Source organism: Thermopolyspora sp. NPDC052614 (assembly GCF_040678635.1).
Taxonomy (GTDB): domain Bacteria; phylum Actinomycetota; class Actinomycetes; order Streptosporangiales; family Streptosporangiaceae; genus Thermopolyspora.
In genome coordinates this window covers 169,601-193,277 of the sequence record NZ_JBFATZ010000012.1, presented here as the reverse complement: position 1 = coordinate 193,277, position 23,677 = coordinate 169,601, and the positions used below count along the sequence as shown (strand labels likewise).

The 23,677-nt window shown below is 70.0% G+C and carries 19 protein-coding genes; 5 read left to right on the top strand and 14 right to left on the bottom strand.

Annotated features, from left to right (window positions below; genetic code table 11):
* Nucleotides 1-57: 57 nt before the first annotated feature.
* The 3 genes from AB0K60_RS25065 to AB0K60_RS25055 all read right to left on the bottom strand — a co-directional run bounded on the left by AB0K60_RS25065 (nt 58) and on the right by AB0K60_RS25055 (nt 3,774).
* Nucleotides 58-1,146, bottom strand: a complete 1,089-nt coding sequence (locus AB0K60_RS25065; RefSeq protein WP_364059634.1) for a low specificity L-threonine aldolase — start codon at nt 1,144-1,146, stop codon at nt 58-60.
* Nucleotides 1,147-1,516: 370 nt separating this feature from the next.
* Nucleotides 1,517-2,467, bottom strand: a complete 951-nt coding sequence (locus AB0K60_RS25060) for a D-alanine--D-alanine ligase (RefSeq protein WP_364059631.1) — start codon at nt 2,465-2,467, stop codon at nt 1,517-1,519.
* Nucleotides 2,468-2,541: 74 nt separating this feature from the next.
* Nucleotides 2,542-3,774 (bottom strand): PLP-dependent aminotransferase family protein, encoded by a 1,233-nt coding sequence (locus AB0K60_RS25055; protein WP_364059764.1) that lies wholly within the window; start codon nt 3,772-3,774, stop codon nt 2,542-2,544.
* A 323-nt stretch (nt 3,775-4,097) separates the two neighbouring features.
* Here AB0K60_RS25055 and AB0K60_RS25050 point away from each other — a divergent pair, with 323 nt between their 5' ends.
* Entirely contained in the window at nt 4,098-4,715 is a 618-nt protein-coding gene (locus AB0K60_RS25050) for a GNAT family N-acetyltransferase (RefSeq protein ID WP_364059628.1), read from the top strand.
* A gap of 128 nt (nt 4,716-4,843) precedes the next feature.
* On the opposite strand, the gene trxA is transcribed toward AB0K60_RS25050, so the two are convergent.
* The 8 genes from trxA to AB0K60_RS25010 all read right to left on the bottom strand — a co-directional run bounded on the left by trxA (nt 4,844) and on the right by AB0K60_RS25010 (nt 14,485).
* Nucleotides 4,844-5,167: a thioredoxin gene (gene trxA, locus AB0K60_RS25045; RefSeq protein WP_364059625.1), complete on the bottom strand. Its 324-nt coding sequence runs from the start codon at nt 5,165-5,167 to the stop codon at nt 4,844-4,846.
* Between the two features lie 166 nt (nt 5,168-5,333).
* Complete coding sequence (gene trxB, locus AB0K60_RS25040) at nt 5,334-6,266, bottom strand: thioredoxin-disulfide reductase (protein WP_364059622.1); 933 nt, start codon at nt 6,264-6,266, stop codon at nt 5,334-5,336.
* 170 nt (nt 6,267-6,436) lie between these two features.
* On the bottom strand, nt 6,437-7,645 hold the full coding sequence (locus AB0K60_RS25035) for a hypothetical protein (protein ID WP_364059619.1): 1,209 nt from the start codon (nt 7,643-7,645) through the stop codon (nt 6,437-6,439).
* Nucleotides 7,635-8,282: an RNA polymerase sigma factor SigM gene (sigM, locus tag AB0K60_RS25030; protein ID WP_364059616.1), complete on the bottom strand. Its 648-nt coding sequence runs from the start codon at nt 8,280-8,282 to the stop codon at nt 7,635-7,637. Before sigM ends, AB0K60_RS25035 begins: the two co-directional genes overlap by 11 nt.
* Before the next feature lie 13 nt (nt 8,283-8,295).
* Nucleotides 8,296-9,783 (bottom strand): protein kinase family protein, encoded by a 1,488-nt coding sequence (locus tag AB0K60_RS25025; RefSeq protein WP_364059613.1) that lies wholly within the window; start codon nt 9,781-9,783, stop codon nt 8,296-8,298.
* Between the two features lie 239 nt (nt 9,784-10,022).
* Nucleotides 10,023-11,642: a murein biosynthesis integral membrane protein MurJ gene (gene murJ, locus AB0K60_RS25020; RefSeq protein ID WP_364059611.1), complete on the bottom strand. Its 1,620-nt coding sequence runs from the start codon at nt 11,640-11,642 to the stop codon at nt 10,023-10,025.
* On the bottom strand, nt 11,639-13,792 hold the full coding sequence (locus AB0K60_RS25015; protein ID WP_364059609.1) for a DUF6049 family protein: 2,154 nt from the start codon (nt 13,790-13,792) through the stop codon (nt 11,639-11,641). Before AB0K60_RS25015 ends, murJ begins: the two co-directional genes overlap by 4 nt.
* A gap of 150 nt (nt 13,793-13,942) precedes the next feature.
* Nucleotides 13,943-14,485, bottom strand: coding sequence for a YbaK/EbsC family protein (locus AB0K60_RS25010; protein WP_364059607.1), 543 nt, complete (start codon nt 14,483-14,485; stop codon nt 13,943-13,945).
* A 139-nt stretch (nt 14,486-14,624) separates the two neighbouring features.
* On the opposite strand from AB0K60_RS25010, the gene AB0K60_RS25005 reads away from it, so the two are divergent.
* Nucleotides 14,625-16,064 carry a CCA tRNA nucleotidyltransferase gene (locus AB0K60_RS25005; RefSeq protein ID WP_364059605.1) on the top strand — a complete coding sequence of 480 codons (1,440 nt, stop codon included), beginning with the start codon at nt 14,625-14,627 and terminating at the stop codon, nt 16,062-16,064.
* A gap of 92 nt (nt 16,065-16,156) precedes the next feature.
* Here the strand turns inward: AB0K60_RS25005 and AB0K60_RS25000 are convergent, their stop codons facing one another.
* Nucleotides 16,157-17,464 carry an MFS transporter gene (locus AB0K60_RS25000; protein WP_364059603.1) on the bottom strand — a complete coding sequence of 436 codons (1,308 nt, stop codon included), beginning with the start codon at nt 17,462-17,464 and terminating at the stop codon, nt 16,157-16,159.
* A 279-nt stretch (nt 17,465-17,743) separates the two neighbouring features.
* Here AB0K60_RS25000 and idi point away from each other — a divergent pair, with 279 nt between their 5' ends.
* Complete coding sequence (gene idi, locus AB0K60_RS24995) at nt 17,744-18,370, top strand: isopentenyl-diphosphate Delta-isomerase (protein WP_364059601.1); 627 nt, start codon at nt 17,744-17,746, stop codon at nt 18,368-18,370.
* An 85-nt stretch (nt 18,371-18,455) separates the two neighbouring features.
* Here idi and AB0K60_RS24990 read toward each other — a convergent pair whose 3' ends face one another.
* A complete protein-coding gene (locus AB0K60_RS24990; RefSeq protein ID WP_364059599.1) occupies nt 18,456-19,535 on the bottom strand; it encodes an inositol-3-phosphate synthase in 1,080 nt (359 codons plus the stop codon).
* Between the two features lie 12 nt (nt 19,536-19,547).
* The gene (locus AB0K60_RS24985) at nt 19,548-20,168 is read right to left on the bottom strand and encodes a PadR family transcriptional regulator (RefSeq protein ID WP_364059597.1); all 621 of its coding nucleotides are present in this window, start codon (nt 20,166-20,168) and stop codon (nt 19,548-19,550) included.
* A gap of 186 nt (nt 20,169-20,354) precedes the next feature.
* On the opposite strand from AB0K60_RS24985, the gene AB0K60_RS24980 reads away from it, so the two are divergent.
* Nucleotides 20,355-20,765 (top strand): DUF5318 family protein, encoded by a 411-nt coding sequence (locus AB0K60_RS24980; RefSeq protein ID WP_364059594.1) that lies wholly within the window; start codon nt 20,355-20,357, stop codon nt 20,763-20,765.
* 308 nt (nt 20,766-21,073) lie between these two features.
* Entirely contained in the window at nt 21,074-23,644 is a 2,571-nt protein-coding gene (locus AB0K60_RS24975) for a transglycosylase domain-containing protein (RefSeq protein ID WP_364059591.1), read from the top strand.
* Nucleotides 23,645-23,677: the final 33 nt, after the last annotated feature.

Here is a 23,677-nt window from a genome sequence, read left to right as displayed (position 1 = left end):
TCGCGGCTCTGCGGGGAGGGGGTGTTTCACGTGAAACAGGGCGGCGAGGAGTGGTGGTCAGCTTGATTTGAGGGCGGCGGCGATGGCGGAGACGAAGGCGTCGATGCTTTCCGGGGTGGTGTTGAAGGCGGTCATCCAGCGGACCACGCCCTCGTGGTGGTCCCACACGTGGAAGGTGTAGCGGGTCTGGAGTTCGCCGATCACGTTGTGGGGGAGTGCGGCGAAGACGGCGTTGGACTGTACGGGCCAGCGTAGGGAGATGCCGGGGAGGTCGGTGATGCCGTCGGCCAGGCGGCGGGCCATGGCGTTGGCGTGTTCGGCGTTCCGTCTCCATAGCTCGTCGGTGAGCATGGTCGTCAGCTGGGCGGAGATGAAACGGGTCTTCGACGCCAGTTGCAGGGACGGGCGGATGAGGAAGGGGACCTTGGCGGCGAGTTCCGAGCGGAACACGATCAGGGCCTCCGCGAGCACGGCGCCGTTCTTGGTGCCGCCGAAGCCGACCACGTCGACGCCGGCGTCGGTGGTGAGGGCGCGAAGGGAGCATCCGAGATGGGCGGCCGCGTTGGCGAGGCGGGCTCCGTCCATGTGGAGGAGGAGCCCGTGCGCGTGGGCCGTTTCGGCGAGAGCGGCGACCTCGTCGGGCGTGTAGCAGGTGCCGAGCTCGGTCACCTGGGAGATGGAGACGACCTTGGGCTGCACCTCGTAGGGGACGCCCAGCCCGTGCAGTCGTGCGGTCACGTCATCGGGGGTCAGTTTGCCGTCCGGCGTCGGGGCGAGGATCAGCTTCGTGCCGAGTTGCCGTTCGGACGCGCCGCCCTCGTGGGTGGCGATGTGTGCCGTCTCCGGGCAGATCACCGCTTCATACCGGTTGCCGAGCAGCAGCGAAAGACCGAGCATGTTGGTGCCCGTCCCGTTCAGCACCGCGAACCCGGCGGCCTGCTCGCCGAACTCCTCCTTGATCCGCTCCTGGAAATTCGCCGTCCAGGGGTCCCCGCCGTACGCGGGCACCCATCCGGCATTCGCCGCGACCATGGCCTCCAGCACCGCCGGGTGCGCACCGGCGTGATTGTCGCTCGCGAAGTCGGTTTGCAGCACCGCGCTTCCTCCATCCCCCGGGTCGAACACATCGTCACTCGATTCGATCACACGGTCAGGCTACGCCGCCCGCCGCCTCCGCGATCCGAGGGGCGCACCTCGGGTGCCGTCCGCCGGCCGTGCCGAACGCCGACCCGCCGTCATGCGATCGACCGCGGGCACCCCTACGCCAGTGCCGGGGCGACCGGCCGCCGGGGGAGGGGGTACGCAACCGGCTGGACGGCGACACCGCCTCTGCGTACGACCACCACCGACAAGGGGCACCGACAAGGGGCACCGACAAGGGGCACCGACAAGGGGCACCGACAAGGGGCACCGACAAGGGGCACCGACAAGGGGCACCGACAAGGGGCTATGGGGGAGAGGCGTCTTTCCGTCGCGCGGCCGGCGTTTCGTCTGCCGGGGCCTGACCGGATGGCGGTTAGGCGCGGGCGGCGGCTATGTGGAGGAGGCGGGTGCAGAGGGTGCCGAGGTCGCGGTTGGCGGCTTCGGCAGCCATGGGGAGGAGGGAGGTCTCGGTCATGCCGGGGGCGACGTTGACCTCAAGGAAGTGGGGGTTGCCGTCGGAGTCGACGATGATGTCGGTGCGGGACAGGTCGCGCAGGCCCAGGGCCTCGTGGGCGGTGACGGCCATCGCGAGGCAGGCCTCGGCGACCTCCTCGCGCAGGCGGGCCGGGGCGAAGAACTCCGTGTGGCCGGCGGTGTACCGGGCGGCGTAGTCGTACACGCCCTCGTCGGGCACGATCTCGACCGGGGGCAGGGCGACGGGGCCGTCGCCGAGGTCGACCACCGAGACCGCGACCTCCACACCCTCGATGTACTGCTCGATGAGCGCGGTGTCGCCGTAGGCGAAGCAGCCGACCATCGCCGCGGGGAGCTCCTCGGCCTTGCGGACCATCGAGGCGCCGAGCGCGGAGCCGCCGCGGGACGGCTTGACGAACAGCGGCAGGCCGAGGCGGTCCACGATGCGGCCGAGCACCGCGGACGCGCCGAGGTCGTGGAAGGTCTCCTTGGGCAGCGTCACCGACTCGGGCGTGCGCAGGCCCCACGAGCGGACGACCGCCTTGGCGGTCGGCTTGTCGAACGCCACCCGGCAGGCGTCCGGGTTCGCGCCGACGTAGGGGACCGACAGCAGTTCGAGGACCTGGCGGATCGCCCCGTCCTCGCCGCTGCCGCCGTGCAGGGTGACGAACACCGCGTCCGGCGGGTCGGCGAGGATGGAGGGCACCAGGCTCGCGTCGGTATCCCTGGTCTCGACCTCGACATCTTTGGCCCGGAGCACCTCGGCGACCCGGCGGCCGGAGCGGAGGCTGACCTCTCGCTCGTAGGAAAGCCCGCCGGCCAGCACCAAAACGTGGCCGAGATCACTCATCGGGGGAGCCTTTCTTCTGTCGCTGACAAGTGTACGGCTGACGCCCTACCCTAAGGCGTCAGCCGTACGGTGCGTCAGGCCAGGTCCGGGCCGGGCGTGTCGACGCCGGGGCGGTTGCGTCCGCCGCCGGTGCCGAAGGTGTCGCGGACCTCCAGCTCCTGCTCGATGACGCCGCCGAGCCGGCGTACCCCCTCACGGATGCGGTCGGGCTCGGGGTAGCAGAACGACAGCCGTATCTGCCGGGCCCCCTGCCCGTCGGCGTAGAAGCCGGTGCCGGGGACGAACGCGACCCGGGCCGCCACCGCGCGGGGCAGGATCGCCTTGGAGTTCAGCCCCTCCGGCAGCGTCATCCAGACGAAGAAGCCGCCGGTCGGCCGGGTCCAGGTGCAGCCCTCGGGCATCAGGGCGTCCAGCGCGTCGAGCATGGCGTCGCGCCGGTCGCGGTAAAGCTCCCGGAACGTCTTGATCTGCTCACGCCACGGCTGGGTCTCCAGGTACCGCCCCACGGCGAGCTGGGTGAAGCTGGAATGCGACAAAACGGCCGATTCCATCGCCAAAACGAGCTTCTCCCGCACGGCGTGCGGCGCGAGCGCCCAGCCGACGCGGAAGCCGGGCGCGAGCGTCTTGGAGAACGAGCCGAGGTAGACGACCCCCTCGGGGTCGTCGGCGCGCAGCGCCCGCAGCGGCTCGCCGTCGAACCTGAGCAGGCCGTACGGATTGTCCTCCACGACGAGCACGCCGGCCCGGCGGCAGAGCTCCAGCACCTGGCGTCGTCGCTCGGCGGTGAGCGTGACCCCGGCCGGGTTCTGGAAGTTGGGGATCGTGTACAGGAACTTGATCCGGCGTCCGGCCCGCGCGCACGCCTCGATGGCCTCGGCGAGCGCCTCGGGCACGAGCCCGTGGTCGTCCATGGTCACGTGCACGACGTTCGCCTGGTAGGCGGCGAAGGTGCCGAGCGCGCCCACGTACGAGGGCCCCTCGGCGAGGATGACGTCGCCCGGGTCGATGAAGATGCGGGTGATCAGGTCCAGCGCCTGCTGGGAGCCGACGGTGACGACGACGTCGTCCGCCCCGGCCTCGATGCCCTCCAGCCGCATGACCTCGCAGATCTGCTCGCGCAGTTGCGGGTCGCCCTGGCCGGAGCCGTACTGCAGCGCGACCGGACCGCGCCGCGCCACCAGGTCGGAGACGAGTTCGCCGACCACGTCGAGGGGGAGGGCCGTGACGTACGGCATGCCGCCGGCCAGCGAGACCACCTCGGGCCTCGAAGCGACGGCGAAGAGAGCTCGGACCTCGGAGGCGACCATCCCGGTAGCTCGTGCGGCGTACCGGTCGACGTAGGCGTCAATGCGCGACCCGTGGGCCGCGGTCGTCCGACCGTGATCCTGCTCTGATGTCACGGTCCCACCTCCTAGGTGATGGCTCTACGCGCGTAACGCTGGTCACACCAGCGTACGCCAGGGGGTCTCGCACCGGTCCGGCCGGTACGCCGCGCGAAGCGGTCGCGATCCTGCTTCCCACGGTGTGTACTCGGCTACGATGCCACGGGGAGACGCCTTTTTCGCGCGCTTTTCCATCATGAACTCGCGCTGGGACCTAGCGATCGTCTCGCCAGGATGGGGGGCCAGAGGTGTCGCGTCGGCTTGTCAACGTGACTTTGGACAACCTGGACGATCTCCCTCGCCGCTGCCGGCGGTGCGTGTTTTGGGAGCTCGACCCGGTCAGTGGCGAGCGGGCGCAACGCAGCGGTGACCCGGGGCTGGAGAAGGAGGCGTGGATCTCGGCCGTGCTGCTGGAGTGGGGCAGCTGCGGCAAGATCGCCTATGTCGACAGCGTCCCGGCGGGATTCGTGCTCTACGCGCCTCCCCTCTACGTCCCCCGATCGTCGGCGTTCCCGACATCTCCGGTAAGCGCCGACGCGGTCCTGCTGATGACCGCCCACATCATCCCCGAGTTCTCCGGCGGCGGCCTCGGCCGCATGCTGATCCAGGGGGTGGCCAAGGACCTCACCCGGCGGGGGGTGCGCGCCATCGAGGCGTTCGGCGACCTGAAGTGGGAGGAGCCGAGCTGCGTGCTCCCCGCCGAGTACCTGCTCGCCGTGGGTTTCAAGACCGTACGCCCGCATCTGCGGTACCCCCGGCTCCGCCTCGAACTCAAGAGCGCCGTCTCCTGGCGCGAGGACGTCGAGGTGGCCCTGGAACGCCTTCTCGGGTCCATGAGCCCTGAACGGGCCCTACGCCCCGTCTGAGGCGTTCTGAGCGCGTCAGGGGCGGCGGTCGATCGACAACGCGAGAGCCCCCCGCCGGATGGCGGAGGGCTCTGGTTGGGTGTGCCGCCCGGGAAAGGCGGTTGGTACGGCGACGCCGCAGGGGGCGATCAGATGATGCCCTCGAGCTCGCGAAGCAGCATGGCCTTCGGCTTGGCGCCGATGATCTGCTTCACGACCTCTCCGTTCTTGTAGACGTTCAGGGTCGGGATCTGGAGTACACCCGAGTCGCGGGTCGTGACCGGATTCTGGTCGGTGTTCAGCTTGACGATCTTCAGCTTGTCGCCCTGCTCCTTCGCGATCTCCTCCAGGATCGGTGCGACCTGACGGCACGGACCGCACCACTCGGCCCAGAAGTCGACCAGCACGGGCATGTCGCTCTGCAGGACGTCGGCCTCGAAGGACGCGTCGGTCACTTCCTTGATGGCGCCCACGGTTCTCTCCTCATATCGTTGCGATCTGCTACGTCCGGCCCCCGATATGGCCCGGACGGTGGGCCGTGCCGGTTTGCCGACCGGCACGGCGTGGTCCAGAGGTCACGTGGTTCGGCGGTCAAGCCCGAACCCTCGCCGCCGCCGCGGGACGCCGGGCCACGGCCGGTCAGTCCCCCTGATCGGCGAGCCAGCGCTCGGCGTCGATCGAGGCGGCGCAGCCGGTGCCTGCGGCGGTGATGGCCTGGCGGTAGGTGTGGTCGACGACGTCGCCCGCGGCGAAGACGCCGGGGATGTTCGTCCTGGTGGACGGCGCGTCGACCTTGATGTACCCCTCGTCGTCGAGTTCGAGTTGGCCCTTGAACAACGAGGTCCGCGGGTCGTGGCCGATCGCGATGAACAGGCCGCCCACCGACAGGTCGCGCTCCTCGCCGGTCTGCGTGTCGCGCAGCCGTACGCCGGTCACCCGGTCCTCGCCGTGGATGTCGACGACCTCGCTGTTCCAGGCGAATGTGATCTTCTCGTTGGCGAACGCGCGATCCTGCATGATCTTGCTGGCGCGCAGCTTGTCGCGCCGGTGGACGACCGTGACCGACCGGGCGAACCGGGTCAGGAAGGTCGCCTCCTCCATCGCCGTGTCGCCGCCGCCCACCACGGCGATGTCCTGGTCGCGGAAGAAGAAGCCGTCACAGGTCGCACACCACGACACGCCGTGCCCGGACAGCCGCTTCTCGCCCGCGAGCCCGAGCTCCCGGTAGCCGGAGCCGGTGGCCACGATGACCGCCTTGGCGTGGTAGGTGTCGGTCGCGGTGCGCACCACCTTGGGGTTCGCCGCGAGGTCGACGGAGACCACGTCGTCGGCGACGAGCTCGGCGCCGAAGCGCTCGGCCTGCTTGCGCAGGTTGTCCATGAGGTCCGGGCCCAGGATGCCGTCGGGGAAGCCGGGGAAGTTCTCCACGTCGGTGGTGTTCATGAGCGCCCCGCCCGCGGTCACCGAGCCCTCGAAGACCAGCGGGCGCAGGTCCGCGCGCGCCGAGTAGATGGCGGCCGTGTACCCGGCCGGCCCCGAGCCGATGATGATGACATTCCGGACGTCGCTCACAGTCTCGCCTTTCGTTTCCCGATGGCAGTGGCGTCAACAGATCCTAAGCACTGGTCATTCCCCGCCAGGGGGCACCGGCCGTGGGATGGAAGACGAAATCGAAAAGGCCCCCCGCAGCGCTCCGCGAGGGGCCTTTCCCGGCGCTCAGGTGCCGGTTCGGTTCCGGTGGATCAGTTCCACGAGGCGAGAGCCGGCTTGCGCAGGTTCTTGCACTCGTAGTCGACCACCCGCACCTGAACCGAGTTCTGCTTCTTGTTGTGCCAGAAGAGCGCGATCATGGCCTCGTTGCCGTTGTAGTACGCCCGGTCGATGCCGATGGGCTCGCTCTTGGCCAGCTTGGACAGCTTGCTGATGCAGCGGTTGAGCTTGGCGTCGCCCGCCTCGCTCCCCCAGCTCGGCATCGAGCCGAAGTACTCGACCAGCGGGCCCTTCAGCTCGGCGTCGAGATAGTTGTAGCCGGTCTCGCCCACGGGGAACCGCGAGCCGCCCTCCTTCCCGGAAGGCACGTCGGCGAGCATGTCCTGCTTCGGCTTCGGCAGAGCCACGCTCTCGGACCTGTTCGCCGGGCCCTGGCCATCGGCGATGAGCAGGTTGCTCGCCACCGAGGCCCCGCCGATCACCACCGCGGCCGCCGCCACGGCGGACGACAGCGGCACGAGCCAGCGCCGCCGTCCCGTGGGCCTGCGCCGCCGGGCCGGCACCACGGTGCCGTCCTCCGCGACCACGCCCAGAGAGGTGCGCGCCGGCTCGTCATCCTCGATCGAGGACGAGTCACCGGGCTGGTTGTCGTTGTCGGACTTGCCATCGGACTCGATATCGGAGGCGGCGTCGGCAGAGTGCGCCGAGGCCACCAGTGGCGTCACCGAGAACGGCGAGCCGTTCAGTTTGGTCGAATCGGACGACCCTGACGACCCGTTCACCGACGAGCCGTTGATCGCCGCCCCGTTGACGCCGTTCACCGCCGCCGGCGAGGCGGACGTGAGCGGCACCAGTCGTGGCGTGTCGAACGACGGCGTGTCGGCCGGGGCCTGCTCGATCGGCGCTGCGGGCTCGTCGTCCCACGGCATCCCGGTCTCCCAGGGGGCGTCCCGCATGATGCGGTCCCAGTCGGGCGCCTCATCCAGGCGTAGCGCGCCGTCTCGGCGACGCTCGGCCTCCGCGGCCAGTGCCTGGTCGACCCGCATCGCCACGCCGAGCGGCATCGCCGGCACCGGCATGGCCGCGAGAACCTCGCGGACACCGGCGAGATCGGCGAGCGCCTCCCCACAGGGATCGCAGATCACGAGATGGTCTCGGACCTGCCGTGCCGTGGCGTCATCCAGGAGACCTTCGGCCAGCTCGGCCAAGGTTTCCAGGTCGTAGTGCGTGTCACCCGTCACGAAGTTCTGCTCCCTTCGCGGATGAGACGCGAGTTAGGTCAGATCGGTTCCGCAAATGCGAAAGAATCGGGGCGAGTTTGGCACGCCCACGTGCGCACCTGCTCTTGACGGTTCCGCTGGGTACGGAGAGCACCGACGCGGCGTCCTCGACGGAATAGCCCATCATGTCGACCAGCACCAACGCGGCCCGCTGGTCGGCCGGCAGCAGCTTCAGCGCCGCCGACACCTCCAGCGAGATCTCGCGGTCGCCGGTGTGGTCGGGCAGCGGCGTGTCGCGCTCCGCGGCCTCGATGAGCTCGTCGTCCGCGACGGGCCGTACGGCCTTGCGTCGCATGCGGTCGAGGCAGGCGTTCACCACGATGCGGTGCAGCCACGTCGTGACGGCCGCCTCGCCGCGAAAGCTGTCCGCCTTGCGATACGCGGAGACGAAAGCGTCCTGAACGGCGTCCGCGGCCTCGTCGGCATCGCCCAGCGTGCGCAGCGCGACCGCCCACATGCGGTCCCGGTGACGCCGGACGATCTCGCTGAAGGCCTGCGGATCGCCGTCGATATGTCTATGGAGGAGTTCGGCGTCGGACAGCGCGGACCGCGCCACGTGCCCCGCCGTGGAGGGTGGGTTGTCTGCTTGAGGGTTCACAAGGGGTGTCCTGCTAGGCCGATCCGGGAGAGTGCACCACTACGTCATAGATGGTGCCACGAAACCTTCCCTCGAATGGGGGAAGCCGCGTAAACCAGATCAAAACGTACCGGCCGCTGACTTCCTTATCGGGGGTCAATGTCACGGTTCCGGATGCTTTGTCATGATCCGCAACGGTCTTCAGATCGTCGAGATCGTTGGAGTCGCCGACCTTCAACTCCAGCGAGGACCCCTTGGTGCCGCCGAGCTCCACCACCACATCGGCGACCCGGATCGACCTGCCCATGTCGAGCAGCAGCCCCACGCCCTTCTTCAGCCGCCCGAACTCGGCGCTGTTGTAGGAGTCGGTGTGCCACTCGGTCGAGTCCTTGCCGTCGATCGCGTCGGCGGCGATCTCCGGATGCTCGGTACGGTCGCCCAGCGGATCGAAGCCGTGCGCCTTGGCCGCCTTCACCTCCTCGACCGGCCCCTTGCTTGGCGCGGCCCCCGACGCGGTCGGGCTCGGCGCGGCCTGCCCCGACGCCGCGGGCTGGGCGAGGTTGCGGCCGATGGTCCACGCCCCGAGACCCACCGCGACCACGACGATCGCGACCACCGCGATCACCAGCGCGCGGCTGATCGTCGTGCCGCCGGGCGGCGGCCCGACCACGGTGAGCTGCGGCGACCCCGCCACGGTGAGACCGGAGGGCGCCTCCGAGCGCAGCCCGACCGCCGGCGGCGTGGGGGCCGGGGCGGGCGCGGGCCGGGGGACGTCGGCGAGCGCCTCGGCGATCTCCGCCGGGCTGGCCAGCGGCGGCTGGTTCCGGCGCGGCTCCTGCAGTACGGCCCGGCAGGTGATGGCGTCGAGGGTCCCCGGCACGCCCGCCCGGACCTGCCGGGGCGTGCACAGTTTGCCGTCGTCGCGCGGCGCGGGCGGCAGCCCGCACTCCTCCTCGCCCGGCCAGGTGGCGGTGAGCGCGGCGTACAGCAGCCGGCCCAGCCCGCGGGCGTCCTCCACCGCGGGCTCGTCGCTGGTGGTCGCGGTGAGCGCGGCGTCGACCGCGAGGCCGAGCACCTTCACGGTGCCGCCCCCGGTCCACACCAGGCGCTCGGGCGTCAGCAGCAGGTGGGCGAGCCCCGCCTCGTGGGCGTGCGCCAGCGCCTCGGCGGCCTCGGCGACGAGCCCGGCCGCCCGCTCGGGCTCCAGCGGCCCGCCGGCGAGCAGGTCCACCAGCGACTCGCCGGTCACCCACTCGGTCACCACGTACGCGGTGTCGCCGTCGTCGGCGGCGTCGAAGACCTGGGTCAGCCGAGGGTCGGTGAGCCGGCTCGCGGCGCGGGCCGCCGTCACCACCTCATCGACGAGCTCGAACTCGGGGGAGAAGGTGTGCACCGCCACCGGACGCGCCAGGATCTCGTCGGTGGCCTTCCAGAGGGTCGCTCCGCCGGCCTGGTGGACCCGATCCTCCAGCAGGAAGCGATCCGACAGGCGCGTACCGGGTTCGATGGCCGACATGCTCATGCACCCTCCACGCCCAGTGGCTCAACGGCGCAATCGCACAGTACGCGATGCCGGGTGGATACGCCCACGCCCTCCTGCTTCCACTTCGTCGTTTCAGGCCGTTTCCGGCCCCGTGGCGCACCATCGTAGTGCCGCGCCGTGCCGTACGCGCTTCCGGTGGAAGACGCACGAATCGGACGTTTGGCTTACCGGATCGACGCCTTTCGCCGATCGCGGTGTCACCTCGATCGGCGTTACCTCTATCGGCCTACCCGCCCGGCGACCAAACCAACGATCGAGTTGACCTCGGGGATACGCAGACGATGCGCGAGGAAGAGATAGACGGCCATGCCGAGACCGCCGCCCACCACGAGCATGAGCGCCGAGCCGAGCGTGCCCAGGCCTACGAGTTGCCGGGTGGCCCACAGCACGCCGAGCGCGATCGCGGCGCACGGGAGGGCCGCGCCGTACATGCGCCAGAGGCCGTCGAGCACGCTGCGCCCGCCGAGGCCGCCCGCCCGGCGGCTCGCCAGCATCCAGGTGGCGCCCGCGCCGACCGTGTAGGTGACGGTGAACGCGAACGCCATGCCCATCACCGCCTGCCCGGCCGGCAGCACGAGGTAGGCCACGAAGCTGAGCGCGGCGTTCAGCACCGCGTTGCCGAGCGCGACCAGGGCCGGCGTGCGGGTGTCGCCGAAGCTGTAGAAGACCCGCAGCAGGAGCTGGAACAGGGAGAACGGCACCAGCGCCAGGCCGAAGACCTGCAGCACGTTCCCGATGTAGACGGCGTCCTGCACGCTGTTGGCGCCGTGCGAGAAGATCAGCACGGTGACCGCCGGGCCGAGCACCATGAGCAGCACCCCGGCCGGCACGATCACCGAGCAGACCATCCGTACCCCGGAGGAGAACTCATCCCGCACCAGGTCGAGCCGGCCGTCCGTGACGTACCTGCTCATCCGGGGCAGCATCGCGGTGATCACCGAGACGGCGATGATCCCGTAGGGCAACTGGAAGAGCTGATAGGCGTAGTTGTACGGCGTCCAGCCCGCGCCGTACGCCACGCCCTCGGCGATCGCCCGCGAGCCCGCCGCGGTGGTGAGGTTCGTGGTGACCACGAACGCGAGCTGGTTGATGCCGACAAACGCCAGCGCCCACGCCCCGAGCTTCGCCAGCTCGCCCAGCCCGCTGTCGCGCAGGTCGAACCGCGGCCGGAAGCGGAACCCCGCCCGGTGCAGTGAGATCACCAGCGCGATCGACTGCGCGACGATGCCCGCCGTGGTGCCGAGGCCGAGCACCGCCAGGTGCGTCGCGCTCACCTTGTCGATGTCGTCGCTGCCGTGGATGACGAAGATGTAGGCGAGCCCCACCCCGATGACCACCAGGTTGTTCAGCACCGGCGCCCACATCGGCGCGGCGAACCGGTCCCGCGTGTTGAGGATCGCCCCCGCGATCGCCCCCAGCCCGAAGAAGGCGATCTGGGGGAGGATGTACCGGGCGAGCGTCGCCGCGACCTCCACCCCGCGCGGCGACAGGTCGCTGGTGTACAGCTCGATGATCGGCTCGGCGAGCAGCACCCCGAGGGCCGCCACGCCGATCAGCAGGACCGTGGCGATGGTCAGCAGCCGCTGCTCGTAGGCCTTGCCGCCGTCGGCGTCGTGCTTTTGCGCGCGCACGATGCTCGGCACGATCACGCTGCTCAGCATGCCGCCGATCAGCAGGTCGAACAGGATGTACGGGATCTGGTAGGCGACGTTGTAGGCGTCGCCGAGCAGCGCCGTGCCGATCGCGGCGGCGATCACCGCGGTGCGGATGAAGCCCGTCAGGCGGGAGACCATCGTGCCGGCGGCCATGATGGCCCCGGCGCGCAGCAGCCGGTTCATCGTGTCCCTTCACGACGCCTGCCGGCGCCCCGTTTCTTCCGATTGGACCGGATCCGCAGGATGCGTAGCAGCACCGCGGCGAGCATGACCGTGAGCGCGCCTCCGACGATCACCGCGGCGATGCCGGTGTAGCCGGTGGCGCTCACCGTCAGCACCACCGGGTCCCCGTACGGCGCGCCCGCCTGCGTGGCGAGCTGCACGGTCACCTGCGTGTCCCCGCCGTTCGGCGCCCGCATCGGGACCTGGATCGTGGTGGTGTTGCCCGCCTCGATCGAGATCTCCCTGCGGTAGGTGTCGATCATCAGGCGCCGCGGGTCGGCGGACTTGACGTCGATGCTCAGCTTGACCTGCTGGCCGAGCTTGTTCTGCACGCTGATGCCGACGTTGCCGTTGGTGCCGGCGAGCAGCCGCGGCTGCCCCCGGCCGGTGATCGAGATCTTGTCGATCTGGGCGTTCACCGCCTGGCCGAGCTGCTCGACGTACGTGCGCGCCGTGCCGCCGCGACCGCGCCACGCCGACGACCCGAGCCGCAGCAGCGCGTTCTCGAAGGGCCTGGCGGTCGACGAGGTGACGGTGGGAACCAGCTCGGCCTTACCCGCCAGCTCGCGCACCTGCCGCAGGTATGCCCGGTTGAGCTCGGACTGCCGGTGCTGGGCGCTGTAGACCAGGTCGGTGCGCGGCAGGGGCCGCTTCGGCGGCTTGATCTCCTCCAGCGTGGTACGGCGCAGCCACGGCAGCGAACCGGCCGTGGCGAGCAGCTCCTGCACCGCCTCCGGATCGGGATCCCAGCGGCGGCGCGGCGCCGCGATCACGGTCCGGGTCGTCTCCGGATCCTCGGCGGCGATCATCGCGGTCTCGGCGATGAAACGCTGCCGTGCCGCCGCCGCGCCGGATCCCGTGGCCGCCGCGTCGACGAGCGAGCTGAGCGTCGGGTCGGCGAGCAGCACCGTCAGCTTCCCCGAGACGCTGTCGATCGTGGTGGCGGCGTCAGGGGTGGTGGTGACCGGCGCCTCGGTGGGCAGCGCGGAGCCGTTGAGCAGCAGCGTGCGGACGCCGCCGATGGCCAGCTCGTCGAGCGCGTCGCGGTCGATGATGCCGCCGTACGGCCAGTTCATGGTCGCGCCCACGGTACGGCCCAGCAGCGACCCGGCCACTTGCCCGCCCTTGGCGATGGCCTTGGCCGCGAGCTCGTCCACGTCGTTGTGCACCAGCGCCGTGATGTCGGGGTCGGCGTACGGCGTGGCCACCACCGACGACTTGGCGAGCGCCGTGCGCAGGCCCGCCAGCCAGGCGCCCGCGTCCGGGTCGGCCGGCCGGGTCTCGACGTCGTCGCCCTTCTTGACCGTGTACGGCCGGCCGATGCGTTGCGCGTCGTCCAGCACGGCCGGGTCGATGAACCAGGTCACGCCCTTGTGCGGCTGCTGGGCGATGCGCAGCAGCCGGGCCAGCCGGCCGTTCCCGGCGAGCGAGGCGTGCAGCCCGTCGTCCAGGAACGTGTTGTCGTCGGCGCGGCGCGGCTGGTCGATGACGGGCATCGCCATCGCCAGCCGGACGCGGGGGAGCCTCTCGCCCTGCGGGGCGTACGTCATGAAGGTGCGCGTCACCGCGACCTGTTGCTCAAGCGCGTCGATGATCTCGACGGTGAGCGGGTACACGCCGAACCGGCTCATCTTCAGGTCGGCGGCCGTGGTGACGACCTCGAACGACGCCTTGCCGCCCGCGTCGAGCCGCGGGATCGGGGTGAGGGTGTTGAAACTGGGGTCGAAAACGCCCTGACCGGTGACGTACGCCTCCATGTCGGCGCGTCGCTCGAACGGCCGCGCCGAGAAGTGCAGCCGGACCCGCAGCGCGGTGAACGGGGTGTTGCCGGTGTTGGCGAGCGTGCCCGTCAGCTTGATCTGGGTGGTGGGGTCGCGCGGCACCTGCGGGGTGATCTGGTCGATCGTGACCTGCACGGCCGCGCTTGCGCGCTGCTTCGGCGCCGGTGCGGAAACCTGCCCAAGGACCTGCCCAGAGACGCGCCCAGAGACCTGCCCAAAGGTCTGCACGGCAGTACGCCCGAGATCCTGCGCCGTGCTTGAGACAGCCGCCTCCGCGGGAACGAGCATGGCGGAGGCGAGCGCGAAGATCAACGCGGCTCTACGGATCACGGGCCGGCCAGGGGTGAGGTACGGCGCACGCCCAGAATGCTATCGGCCTATTTCGCCGATCCGGCGCGTCTCCCGCTTTCGGACGTCGCTTCGCCACGTCCTGTCGGCGCGCCGCGAAGACGACCACCGGCGCGGTGACCGCGCGGGGACTCAGGAGCGTCTGCGGAATCCCGGCAGCGACCCGCTCAACGGGCCGCGCCGCAGCTCGGCGGGCTTTCCCGCGGTCATCGCGAGCAGGTCGCGCGCGCTCAGCCGCAGCGCCGTGGCCCGTTCACCGGTCGGCGTGTAAACCGCGTCGTCGGCCTTGAGCCCGTCGAAGAGCCGCTGGTCGACCAGGACGGTCAGCTCCTCGGGCAGCAGCAGCGGGCACACCAGCCCGGCCGCGTAGTCGGTGACGGCGTTGACCGCGAACGCGGGGGCGGGCCGTACCTCCACGGCCCCGAGCACCGACGCCACCATGCCGGGCGTGACCGGGTGCGCCACCGCGCTCACCACCGCCGCGTGCTCGGTCACCCGTTCGGTCCCGAATGCGTAGACGGCTGCGAAGACCGCTACGCTGACGCAGGTTTCGGGTGGAACTCCAAGCGTCTCCGGCAGGTCTTCGGCCCCCGAGAGCGATCGCGGAAGACGTAGGATCTCATGATGGACCTGGTGGGCGAGGAGCCAGCGGTGGATCGCGAGAGCGTCTTTCATCTCTGCAGCTCCTTGCCTCGTCCCGTCGCCCCCGGATCCATGACCACCGGCCACCTCGTGGGCCCCTGCCGGGGAGCCGCCAGAAGCGCACGGGCGTGACCCGGGGAACCTGTTCCGTAACCGAAGGACTTACCCAGCCTTGTCCGTTTCCAACCTCAATGACAATCAGCAGCGGGCGGTGGCCGATCTATTCCGCCGCATCGCGCCCGTCGTCGATGAGCTCGGGGAGCTGTTCGCCGCGAGCGGTCACCAGCTCGCCCTGGTGGGCGGGTCGGTGCGGGACGTGCTCCTCGGCAGGATCGGTCACGACCTGGACCTCACCACCGACGCCCGCCCGGAGCGGGTGCTGGACATCGTCCGGCCGTGGGCCGACTCGATCTGGACGATCGGCATCGACTTCGGCACCGTCGGCGCGCGCAAGGGCAACTGGCTGCTGGAGATCACCACGTACCGCAGCGAGTCGTACGACCCCAAGTCGCGCAAGCCCGAGGTCATGTACGGCGACACGCTTGAGGGCGATCTGGAGCGGCGGGACTTCGCGGTCAACGCGATGGCGGTGCGACTGCCCGGCCACGAGTTCGTCGATCCGTTCGGCGGGCTCGCCGACCTGTCCGCCAAGGTGCTGCGCACCCCCGGCCCGCCGGAGCGGTCCTTCGACGACGACCCGCTGCGCATGCTGCGCGCGGCCCGGTTCGCCTCCCAGCTCGGGTTCACCGTGGACCTGAAGGCGCGGGCGGCGATGACCGCGATGGCCGACCGCATCGAGATCGTCTCGGCCGAGCGCATCCGCGACGAACTGGACAAGCTCATCTGCGGGGCGTACCCGCGCGACGGCCTCACCACCCTGGTGGAGACCGGCCTCGCCGAGCACGTGCTGCCCGAGCTGCCCCGGCTGCGGCTGGAGATCGACGAGCACCACCGGCACAAGGACGTCTACGAGCACACGCTGATCGTGCTTGAGCAGGCGATCGCGCTGGAGAAGTCGGGGCCGGACCGGGTGCTGCGCTGGGCGGCGCTGCTGCACGACATCGGCAAGCCCAAGACGCGCCGGCTGGAGCCGGGCGGCCGGGTCTCCTTCCACCACCACGAGGTGGTCGGCGCGCAGCTCACCAAGAAGCGGCTGACCGCGCTGCGCTTCCCCAAGGACGTGGTGGCGGACGTGTCCCGGCTCGTCGAGCTGCATCTGCGGTTCCACGGGTACGGGTCGGGGGAGTGGACCGACAGCGCGGTGCGGCGGTACGTGCGCGACGCCGGGCACCTGCTGGAACGGCTGCACAAGCTGACCCGGGCCGACTGCACGACCCGCAACAAGCGCAAGGCGGCGGCGCTGTGGCGCACCTATGACCACCTGGAGCAGCGGATCGCGCGGCTCGCCGAGGAGGAGGAACTCGCCAAGATCCGCCCGGAGCTGGACGGAAACGAGATCCAGCGCATCCTCGGCGTGCCGCCGGGGCCGGTGGTGGGCAAGGCGTACCGGTTCCTGCTGGACATGCGGCTCGATCGCGGGGTCGTGGGCAAGGACGCCGCGCGGGAGGCGCTGCTCGCGTGGGCTCGGGAGAACGGCGTACTCGAAGCGTGACACTTTCATCCGGTACGGCGCTCGCCTGGGCGCGTCGCCGTACCGGATGATCGGCCCTGCTCAAGATGGGCTCAAGATGGGCTCGGACGGGCTCAGGACGTGTGCACCGCGCGGTTGGGGCGCGGCCGCTCGCCGGTCGGCATGGCCAGCCGGTAGACCGCCGCGGCGACCAGATAGCCGACCGTGACGATCCCCAGCGCCAGATACGACTTGCCGTCGGCGGGGAGGAACAGCCCGCTCACCGCCGCCGCGGCGACGGTCATGCCGTTGAACAGCATGTCGTAGATCGAGAACACCCGGCCGAGGTAGGCGTCCTCAACGTCGCGCTGCACCACGGTGTCGGCGCAGATCTTCACCGACTGCCCGGCCAGCCCGAGCACGAATCCGCCGATCAGGAACCCCCACTCCTGAAACGGGAAGCACAGCAGGAACTGCAGGATCCCGGCGGAGGCGAGCATCGTGGTGACCCAGGTCTCGATGCGCATGCGCGCGGTCGCCCACGGCGTGACGAACGCGGCGGAGAAGTAGCCGACGCCCGAGGTCGCGACCACCCCGGACAACTGCATCAGGCCGACCTCGGCGTCCCCCTGGCTGAAGTAGAACCGGTACAGGATGGCCGTCATCACGAGGGATATGCCGTACATGAACCGATGTGCGGCCATGCTCCCCAACGCGGCCACGGCGGTCCTGCGATGAGTCACATGCCGGGCGCCGTCCACCAGCCCGCTGAGCACGTTGCGCAGGGCCTCACGCGCCTGCGGCCGGTTCGGGTCGTACGACGGGCCGAGCAGCGAGCGCTCCATCGTCAACGCGACCAGCGCGCTCAGGCCGAAGACCGCGCCGGACACCACCAGCAGCATCGCCGTGCCCTGCGCGGTCGGGCCGAAGAGCAGGCGCAGCAGGTAACCCGCCCCCGCCCCGACGAAGGTCGCCACCGTGCCCGACGTGGGAGTGACCGAATTGGCCATCATCAGCCGATCGGCGGGCACCACGTGCGGCAGCGAGGCGCCGAGCGCGGCCAGGAAGAACCGGTTGACGCCGAGGACGCCCAGCGCGGCGATGTAGAAGTACGCGTCGGGCGCGCCGGTGGCGACCAGGACGGCGGCGAGCGCCAGCAGGCCGCCCCGCACGAGCGGCCCGATCACCAGGATCTGCCGCCGCGACCACCGGTCGATGAAGACCCCGACGAACGGCCCGAGGATCGAGTACGGCAGCAGCAGCACGGCGAAGGCCGCCGCGGCCTCGGCCGCGCTGGTCTGGTTCTCGGGGGTGAAGAAGGCGTACCCGTACACGGCGAACTGGAAGATCCCGTCCGAGAACTGGGACACCAGGCGGGTGCCGAACAGGCGTCTGAAGTCCCGACCTCGCAGGACGGCACGTAGATCGGCGACGAATGACACTCAGACAGCCTATTCGCCCAAGAGAAGCCGGGAGCCCCCATCGGCGAACCCGTGGCGGCGAACCTCGCCGAACTCCTACCCTCGTAGGGCCGGAACGGTCACCACACGTGACACGCTGGTGTCCATGAGGCGTGTCCGAGCGGGCATCGCGTTTGACGGATTCAGTGCGGACTTTTACGGTACGTGCGCGATCCGATGCCGAAAGTGGCGTCGGGGGCAGGGCCCGCCCACGCGACGCGCGCGGGCTCACTCCGGTGGTTCACTGATGAGGGAGCGGTGATGACCGAGGAACACGTTGTGCTCGTCAACAGCGACGGCAAGGCGGTGGGCACCGCTCCGAAGATCTCCGTGCACGGCCCGGAGACCCCGTTGCACCTGGCCTTCTCGTGCTACGTCTTCGACGGCGACGGGCGGGTGCTGCTCAGCCGGCGCGCCCGGCACAAGCTCACCTGGCCGGGAGCGTGGACCAACAGTTGCTGCGGCCATCCGCTGCCCGGCGAGCCGCTTCCCACGGCGGTCACCCGGCGGCTCGCGTTCGAGCTGGGGCTGACGGTCGACTCGCTCGACCTGCTGCTGCCCGGGTTCTCCTACCGGGCGTCGATGGACGACGGCACGGTGGAGCACGAGCTGTGCCCGGTGTACCGCGCGATCGTCTCCGCGCCGCCGCGGCCGAATCCGGAGGAGGTGGCCGAGGTCGGCTGGCTGCCCTGGCGGCGGTTCGCCGAGGGCGTGCTCGCCGGGACCGTGCCCGTGCCGGGCGACGGCACCGGGGTCCGGTACGTGCCGGTCTCGCCGTGGTGCCGGGATCAGGTGCCGCTGCTGTGCGCGCTGGGCCCCGACCCGCTCGCCTGGCCGACGGCGGACGACGGCGCCCTGCCCCCGGCCGCCCGGCTCGACGCCGCCTGATCAAACGCCCGAAAAAACGCCCGTACAAACGCCGGACGGACGCCGCCGGGCGGCGTCCGTCGCGTTCAGGGCCTCGACGTGCGGGTCAGCGCTCGACCTCGCCGCGGATGAACTTCTCCACCGCGTCGTAGGCGTCGTCGTCGGAGTACTGCACCGGCGGCGACTTCATGAAGTACGACGAGGCCGACAGCAGCGGGCCGCCGATGCCGCGGTCCTTGGCGATCTTCGCCGCGCGCACGGCGTCGATGATGACGCCCGCGGAGTTCGGCGAGTCCCACACCTCGAGCTTGTACTCCAGGTTGAGCGGGGTGTCGCCGAACGAGCGGCCCTCAAGACGTACGTAGGCCCACTTGCGGTCGTCCAGCCACGGCACGTGGTCCGACGGGCCGATGTGCACGTCCGCCTTCGCCATCTCGTGCGGGATCTGCGAGGTCACGGCCTGGGTCTTGGAGATCTTCTTGGACTGGAGCCGCTTGCGCTCCAGCATGTTCATGAAGTCCATGTTGCCGCCGAAGTTGAGCTGGTACGTGCGCAGCAGCTCGACCCCGCGGTCCTCGAACAGCTTGGCCATCACCCGGTGGGTGATCGTCGCGCCCACCTGGGACTTGATGTCGTCGCCGACGATGGGCACGCCGGCGGTGCGGAACCGCTCGGCCCACTCCGGGTCGGAGGCGATGAAGACCGGCAGCGCGTTCACCATCGCCACCCCGGCCTCCAGGGCGCACTCGGCGTAGAAGCGGGCCGCCTGCTCCGAGCCCACCGGCAGGTAGCACACGAGCACGTCGGCCTTCGACTCGCGCAGCACGCGCACGACGTCGACCGGATCCTCGTCGGACTCCTCGATGATCTCGCGGTAGTACTCGCCGAGGCCGTCATAGGTGTGGCCGCGTTGCACGGTCACGCCCAGCGGCGGCACGTCGCAGATCTTGATCGTGTTGTTCTCTGAGGCGACGATGGCCTCGGACAGGTCGCGGCCGACCTTCTTGGCGTCGACGTCGAACGCGGCGACGAACTCCACGTCGCCCACGTGGTAGTCGCCGAACCGCACGTGCATCAGGCCCGGCACCCGGCTGCCCGGGTCGGCGTCCCTGTAGTAATGCACGCCCTGCACCAGCGACGCGGCACAGTTGCCGACACCGACGATGGCTACGCGCACCGAACCCATCGCACTCGCTCCTTAGTCAAGATCAGTCGTATCTGAACCGGGCTTTTCCGCCCTATCGGTCCTATCGGTTGGTGTTGACGGGAGGCCCTGCCGCTCGGTGGCGATCAGCTCGTTCAGCCAGCGCACCTCGCGCTCGACCGACTCCAGGCCGTGGCGCTGGAGTTCGAGCGTGTAGCTGTCCAGGCGTTCCCTGGTGCGGGCGAGAGCCGTACGCACGCTGTCGAGCCGCTCCTCCAGGCGGCTGCGGCGGCCCTCCAGGATGCGCAGCCGTACCTCGGCCTCGGTGTGCCGGAAGAAGGCGAAGTGGATGCCGAAGCTCTCGTCCTCCCAGGCGGACGGGCCGGCCTGGGTGAGCAACTCCTGCAGGCGCTCCTTGCCCTCGGCGGTCAGCTTGTAGACGATCTTCGATCGCCGGCCGGACAGCGGCGCTGCGACGTCGGCCGGCTGTTCCTCGGCGATGAGACCGTCGGCGAGCAGTTGCCGCAGGCACGGATAGAGCGAGCCGTAGGAGAAGGCCCGGAACATGCCCAGCAGCGCATTGAGGCGTTTGCGCAGCTCGTAGCCGTGCAGCGGGGTCTCGTGCAGGGACCCGAGCACGGCGAGTTCCAGCACCCCGCCCCTCGCACCGGTCACTGGAACCACCTCCCCGTCTCGTGCTCGGCATATCTTCCCGATGTATCGCTGCGATACATCCCGAGGATACGTCGCTGCGACATATCGCGCAATCATGGTGCCCCCACGGGGGAGGATCATGCGCGGAACGGTCGGCAATCAGCGCATACCGAGCGAGATAAGGACAAGAGACTTAATCTGGGACCTATGTGGTCTCGGCGCTCGGTTGTGGACTATGGACTCGCGAAGCGAGCGGCGGTGCGTTCCCTCCGCTCAGGGCGGGTGTCCACGGCGGACGTCTGCGACGCGCACCCCTACCTCCTGCGCGCGGCCCGATACCACGGCGAGCCCACCGATCGCATCTGCCCGGTGTGCGAGAAGCGCAACGTGACCAATGTCACATACGTGTACGGGGACCAACTTGGCAAGGCGACGGGCCGGGTAAAGGCGTCGTCAGAGCTGGCCGCTATGGCACGCGAATACGGCGAATTCCGGGTCTACGTTGTTGAGGTCTGCCAAGGTTGTTCATGGAACCATCTGACGGTCTCGTACATCCTCGGAACGGGCGAGCCGCCGGACCACACCGACTCGGCCCGTCGGCGGGTCCCGGAACGGTAGACCGCGTCCGGGTCGCGGCCCCAGGAACTCGGGGTACGCTCTCGGCCTGCCGAGTGATGTCGTGATCGCGCAGACCGCCGATGACCGAACGAGGACCCGTGAGTTACAACAGCTATGGCCCGGAGCCGAGCGGGCGCCCCGAAATCGCCGAGGGGCGGCCCGGTGCGTCGGCACGTCCGGGGAGGCGTCGTCGCTCGCCCCAGGGGCCCGCAACCTACCAGTCGCCGAGCGGTAACCAGCCGATGCCGCCACGCCCCGCCCCGTCGGCGGCCCCGCCGCCGCATCCGGCGCCGCAGGCGACGAGCCCCATGGTCACGGCCTCCTACGACGGCCGCGCGCCACAGCCGCAGCCGCGGCGGCGTGAGGCGGCGTACGAGGAGACCGCCGCGATGAGCGCGGTCCCCGACCCGGCCGCGGCCCCGTCGTCGGGTCCCACGCCCGCGCCCGGCCGCAGGGCGGCACGGGCGAATCGGAATACGCAGCAGACCCAGGTGATGCAGCAGGGGCCGGGACAGCGCACGCCCGGCCGGCGGCGTTCCGGCGGCGCGCCGTACGGCGGGACTCCGGGCGGCCCCGGTCGCGGCGACTCCGGCGGCCCAGGCGGTCCGGGTGGCTCCGGCGGCGGCAAGGACCTCGACGACGAGCCGAAGCGCAGGGGCTGGCGGCGTTTCGTCCCCAACTGGAAGATCGTGCTCGTCGCCTTCGCGGTGCTGACCGCCGGCGTGTTCGGCATGATCACGGTGGCCTACCTCAACACCCCGCTGCCGGTCGTCACCCAGCAGTCAGCCACTCAAGAGGGCAGCGTCATCTACTACCGGGACGGCAAGACGGAGATCGCCCGGCTCGGCGTCAAACGCGAGATCGTGCCGATCACCAGGATCCCGAAGCACGTCCAGGACGCCATCATCTCCGCCGAGAACCGCTCCTTCCGCACCGACGCCGGCATCGACCTGATGTCGATCGCGCGGTCGGCGTGGATGACGGTGACCGGCCAGCAGCTCCAGGGCGGATCGACGATCACCCAGCAGATGGTGCGGAACTACTACGACGGCCTCAGCCAGGAGGTGTCGTTCAGCCGTAAGATCAAGGAGATCTTCGTCGCGGTGCGCGTCGACCGCGAGATGAGCAAGGACCAGATCTTCGCCCACTACGCCAACACCATCTACTTCGGGCGTGGGGCGCACGGCATCCAGGCCGCCGCGCAGGCCTTCTTCCGCAAGAACGTCGACCAGCTCACCATCGCCGAGGGCGCGTACCTGGCCGGCCGCATCCAGAACCCCGACCGGTTCGACCGCGCCGAGCTGGCCAACGACTGGGCGCCCACCAAGGAGCGGTTCAACTACGTCATCAACGGCATGGCGACGGTCGTCGACCCGGCCAAGTACGGCAACCTGATCAAGACCGCGAAGTTCCCCAAGGTCAAGAAAAGGGATGACACCGAGATCAACCGCGGCATCAAGGGCTACATGATCGACGCGGTGAAGCGGGAGCTGAAGGAGCGCGCCTCGATCACCGAGGATGACCTCAACGGCGGCGGCTACCGCATCATCACCACGTTCGACAAGCGGCTCATGCTCGCCGCCAAGCGGACCGTCGAGTCGAACCTCAAGGCGGTCGGCGACAAGAACGTGCGCGCGAACCTGGCCGCCGTCGACCCGAACAACGGCCGGGTGATCGCGTTCTACAGCGGCCACGACTACCTGGACAAGCGGCGCGGCTTCACCAACAACGCCTTCGTCGCCTACAAGCAGGCCGCCTCGGCGTTCAAGCCGTACGTGCTGGCCGCCTGGCTGGAGTCCGGATACAGCCTCAAGAGCTTCGTCTCCGGCAAGGGCCCGGTCGAGCTGCCCGGCACCAAGCCGATCAGCAACTCGCACGACGTCGGGGCGGCGGTGCGCATCGACAAGGCCACCGCCGAGTCGGTCAACACGGCGTTCGCCACGATGGCCCAGGAGGTCGGTCTCGACCAGGTTATCAAGATCGCCGAGCAGGCCGGCATCAGCAAGAAGAACCTCGAACAGGCCCGTAAGGACCACGCCTTCGCCCTGTCGATCGGCTCCGGTCTGGTGACCCCGGTGGAGCAGGCATCCGGCTACACCATGTTCGTCAACGGCGGCAAGCACTACGCGCCGCACGTGGTCATCTCGGTGAAGGGCGACGGCGGCAAGTCCGTGTACGAGGAGAACGCCCCGGCCAGCGTGGTGATCAGCCCCGACACCGCCGCCGACGTGACGTACGCGCTGGAGCAGGTGGTCAAGAGCGGCACCGCGCGTGGCACGGTGGTCCCGGGCCACGAGATCGCCGGCAAGACCGGAACCAACAACGAGAACAAGGAGGCCTGGTTCGTCGGCTACACCGCGCAGCTGTCGGCGGCCGTCGGCATGTACAAGGAGGTGGCGCAGACCGACCCCAAGACGGGCAAGGTGCTCCGCGACCCCAACGGCTTCCCGCTGCCCAAGGAGGTGCCGCTTCCGGGCATCCAGGGCGCCGACACTCCGACCAAGATCTGGAAGGAGTTCATGATCGAGGCCATGAAGAACCGGACGCCGAAGCCGTTGCCCAAGCCCGCGTTCGCCGGCACTCAGCACGATCTGGTGCAGAGGCCGGAGCCGAAGCAGGAGGAGGATCCGTCCGGCGAGGGCGGCAATGAGTGCCTTCCCGGCGATTTCGCCTGCGTGGGCAACGGCGGCGGCAACGGCGACTTCGGCGACGACGGTTTCGGTGGCGGCGACGACGGTTTCGGCGGCGGCAACGGCGACTTCGGCGGCGGCGACGGGCCGTTCCAGGAACAGCCGAACGACGGCGTCCTCACCGACGACGCGGTGTTCAACAACGGCAATCCGGCGAGCCACAAGTCCCGACCCGCGGGCGAAGGCTGACATGCGGGCATGATGTGTGCGACCCGGCCCGCG

Coding starts and splice junctions, on each gene's coding strand:
- AB0K60_RS25025 (WP_364059613.1), bottom strand. CDS start 9,783: ATGAGCATGTCGGCCATCGAACCCGGTACGCGCCTGTCGGATCGCTTC.
- AB0K60_RS24980 (WP_364059594.1), top strand. CDS start 20,355: ATGTGGTCTCGGCGCTCGGTTGTGGACTATGGACTCGCGAAGCGAGCG.
- murJ (WP_364059611.1), bottom strand. CDS start 11,642: ATGAACCGGCTGCTGCGCGCCGGGGCCATCATGGCCGCCGGCACGATG.
- AB0K60_RS25010 (WP_364059607.1), bottom strand. CDS start 14,485: ATGAAAGACGCTCTCGCGATCCACCGCTGGCTCCTCGCCCACCAGGTC.
- AB0K60_RS25060 (WP_364059631.1), bottom strand. CDS start 2,467: ATGAGTGATCTCGGCCACGTTTTGGTGCTGGCCGGCGGGCTTTCCTAC.
- AB0K60_RS25055 (WP_364059764.1), bottom strand. CDS start 3,774: ATGGTCGCCTCCGAGGTCCGAGCTCTCTTCGCCGTCGCTTCGAGGCCC.
- AB0K60_RS24990 (WP_364059599.1), bottom strand. CDS start 19,535: ATGGGTTCGGTGCGCGTAGCCATCGTCGGTGTCGGCAACTGTGCCGCG.
- AB0K60_RS24975 (WP_364059591.1), top strand. CDS start 21,074: ATGGTCACGGCCTCCTACGACGGCCGCGCGCCACAGCCGCAGCCGCGG.
- idi (WP_364059601.1), top strand. CDS start 17,744: ATGACCGAGGAACACGTTGTGCTCGTCAACAGCGACGGCAAGGCGGTG.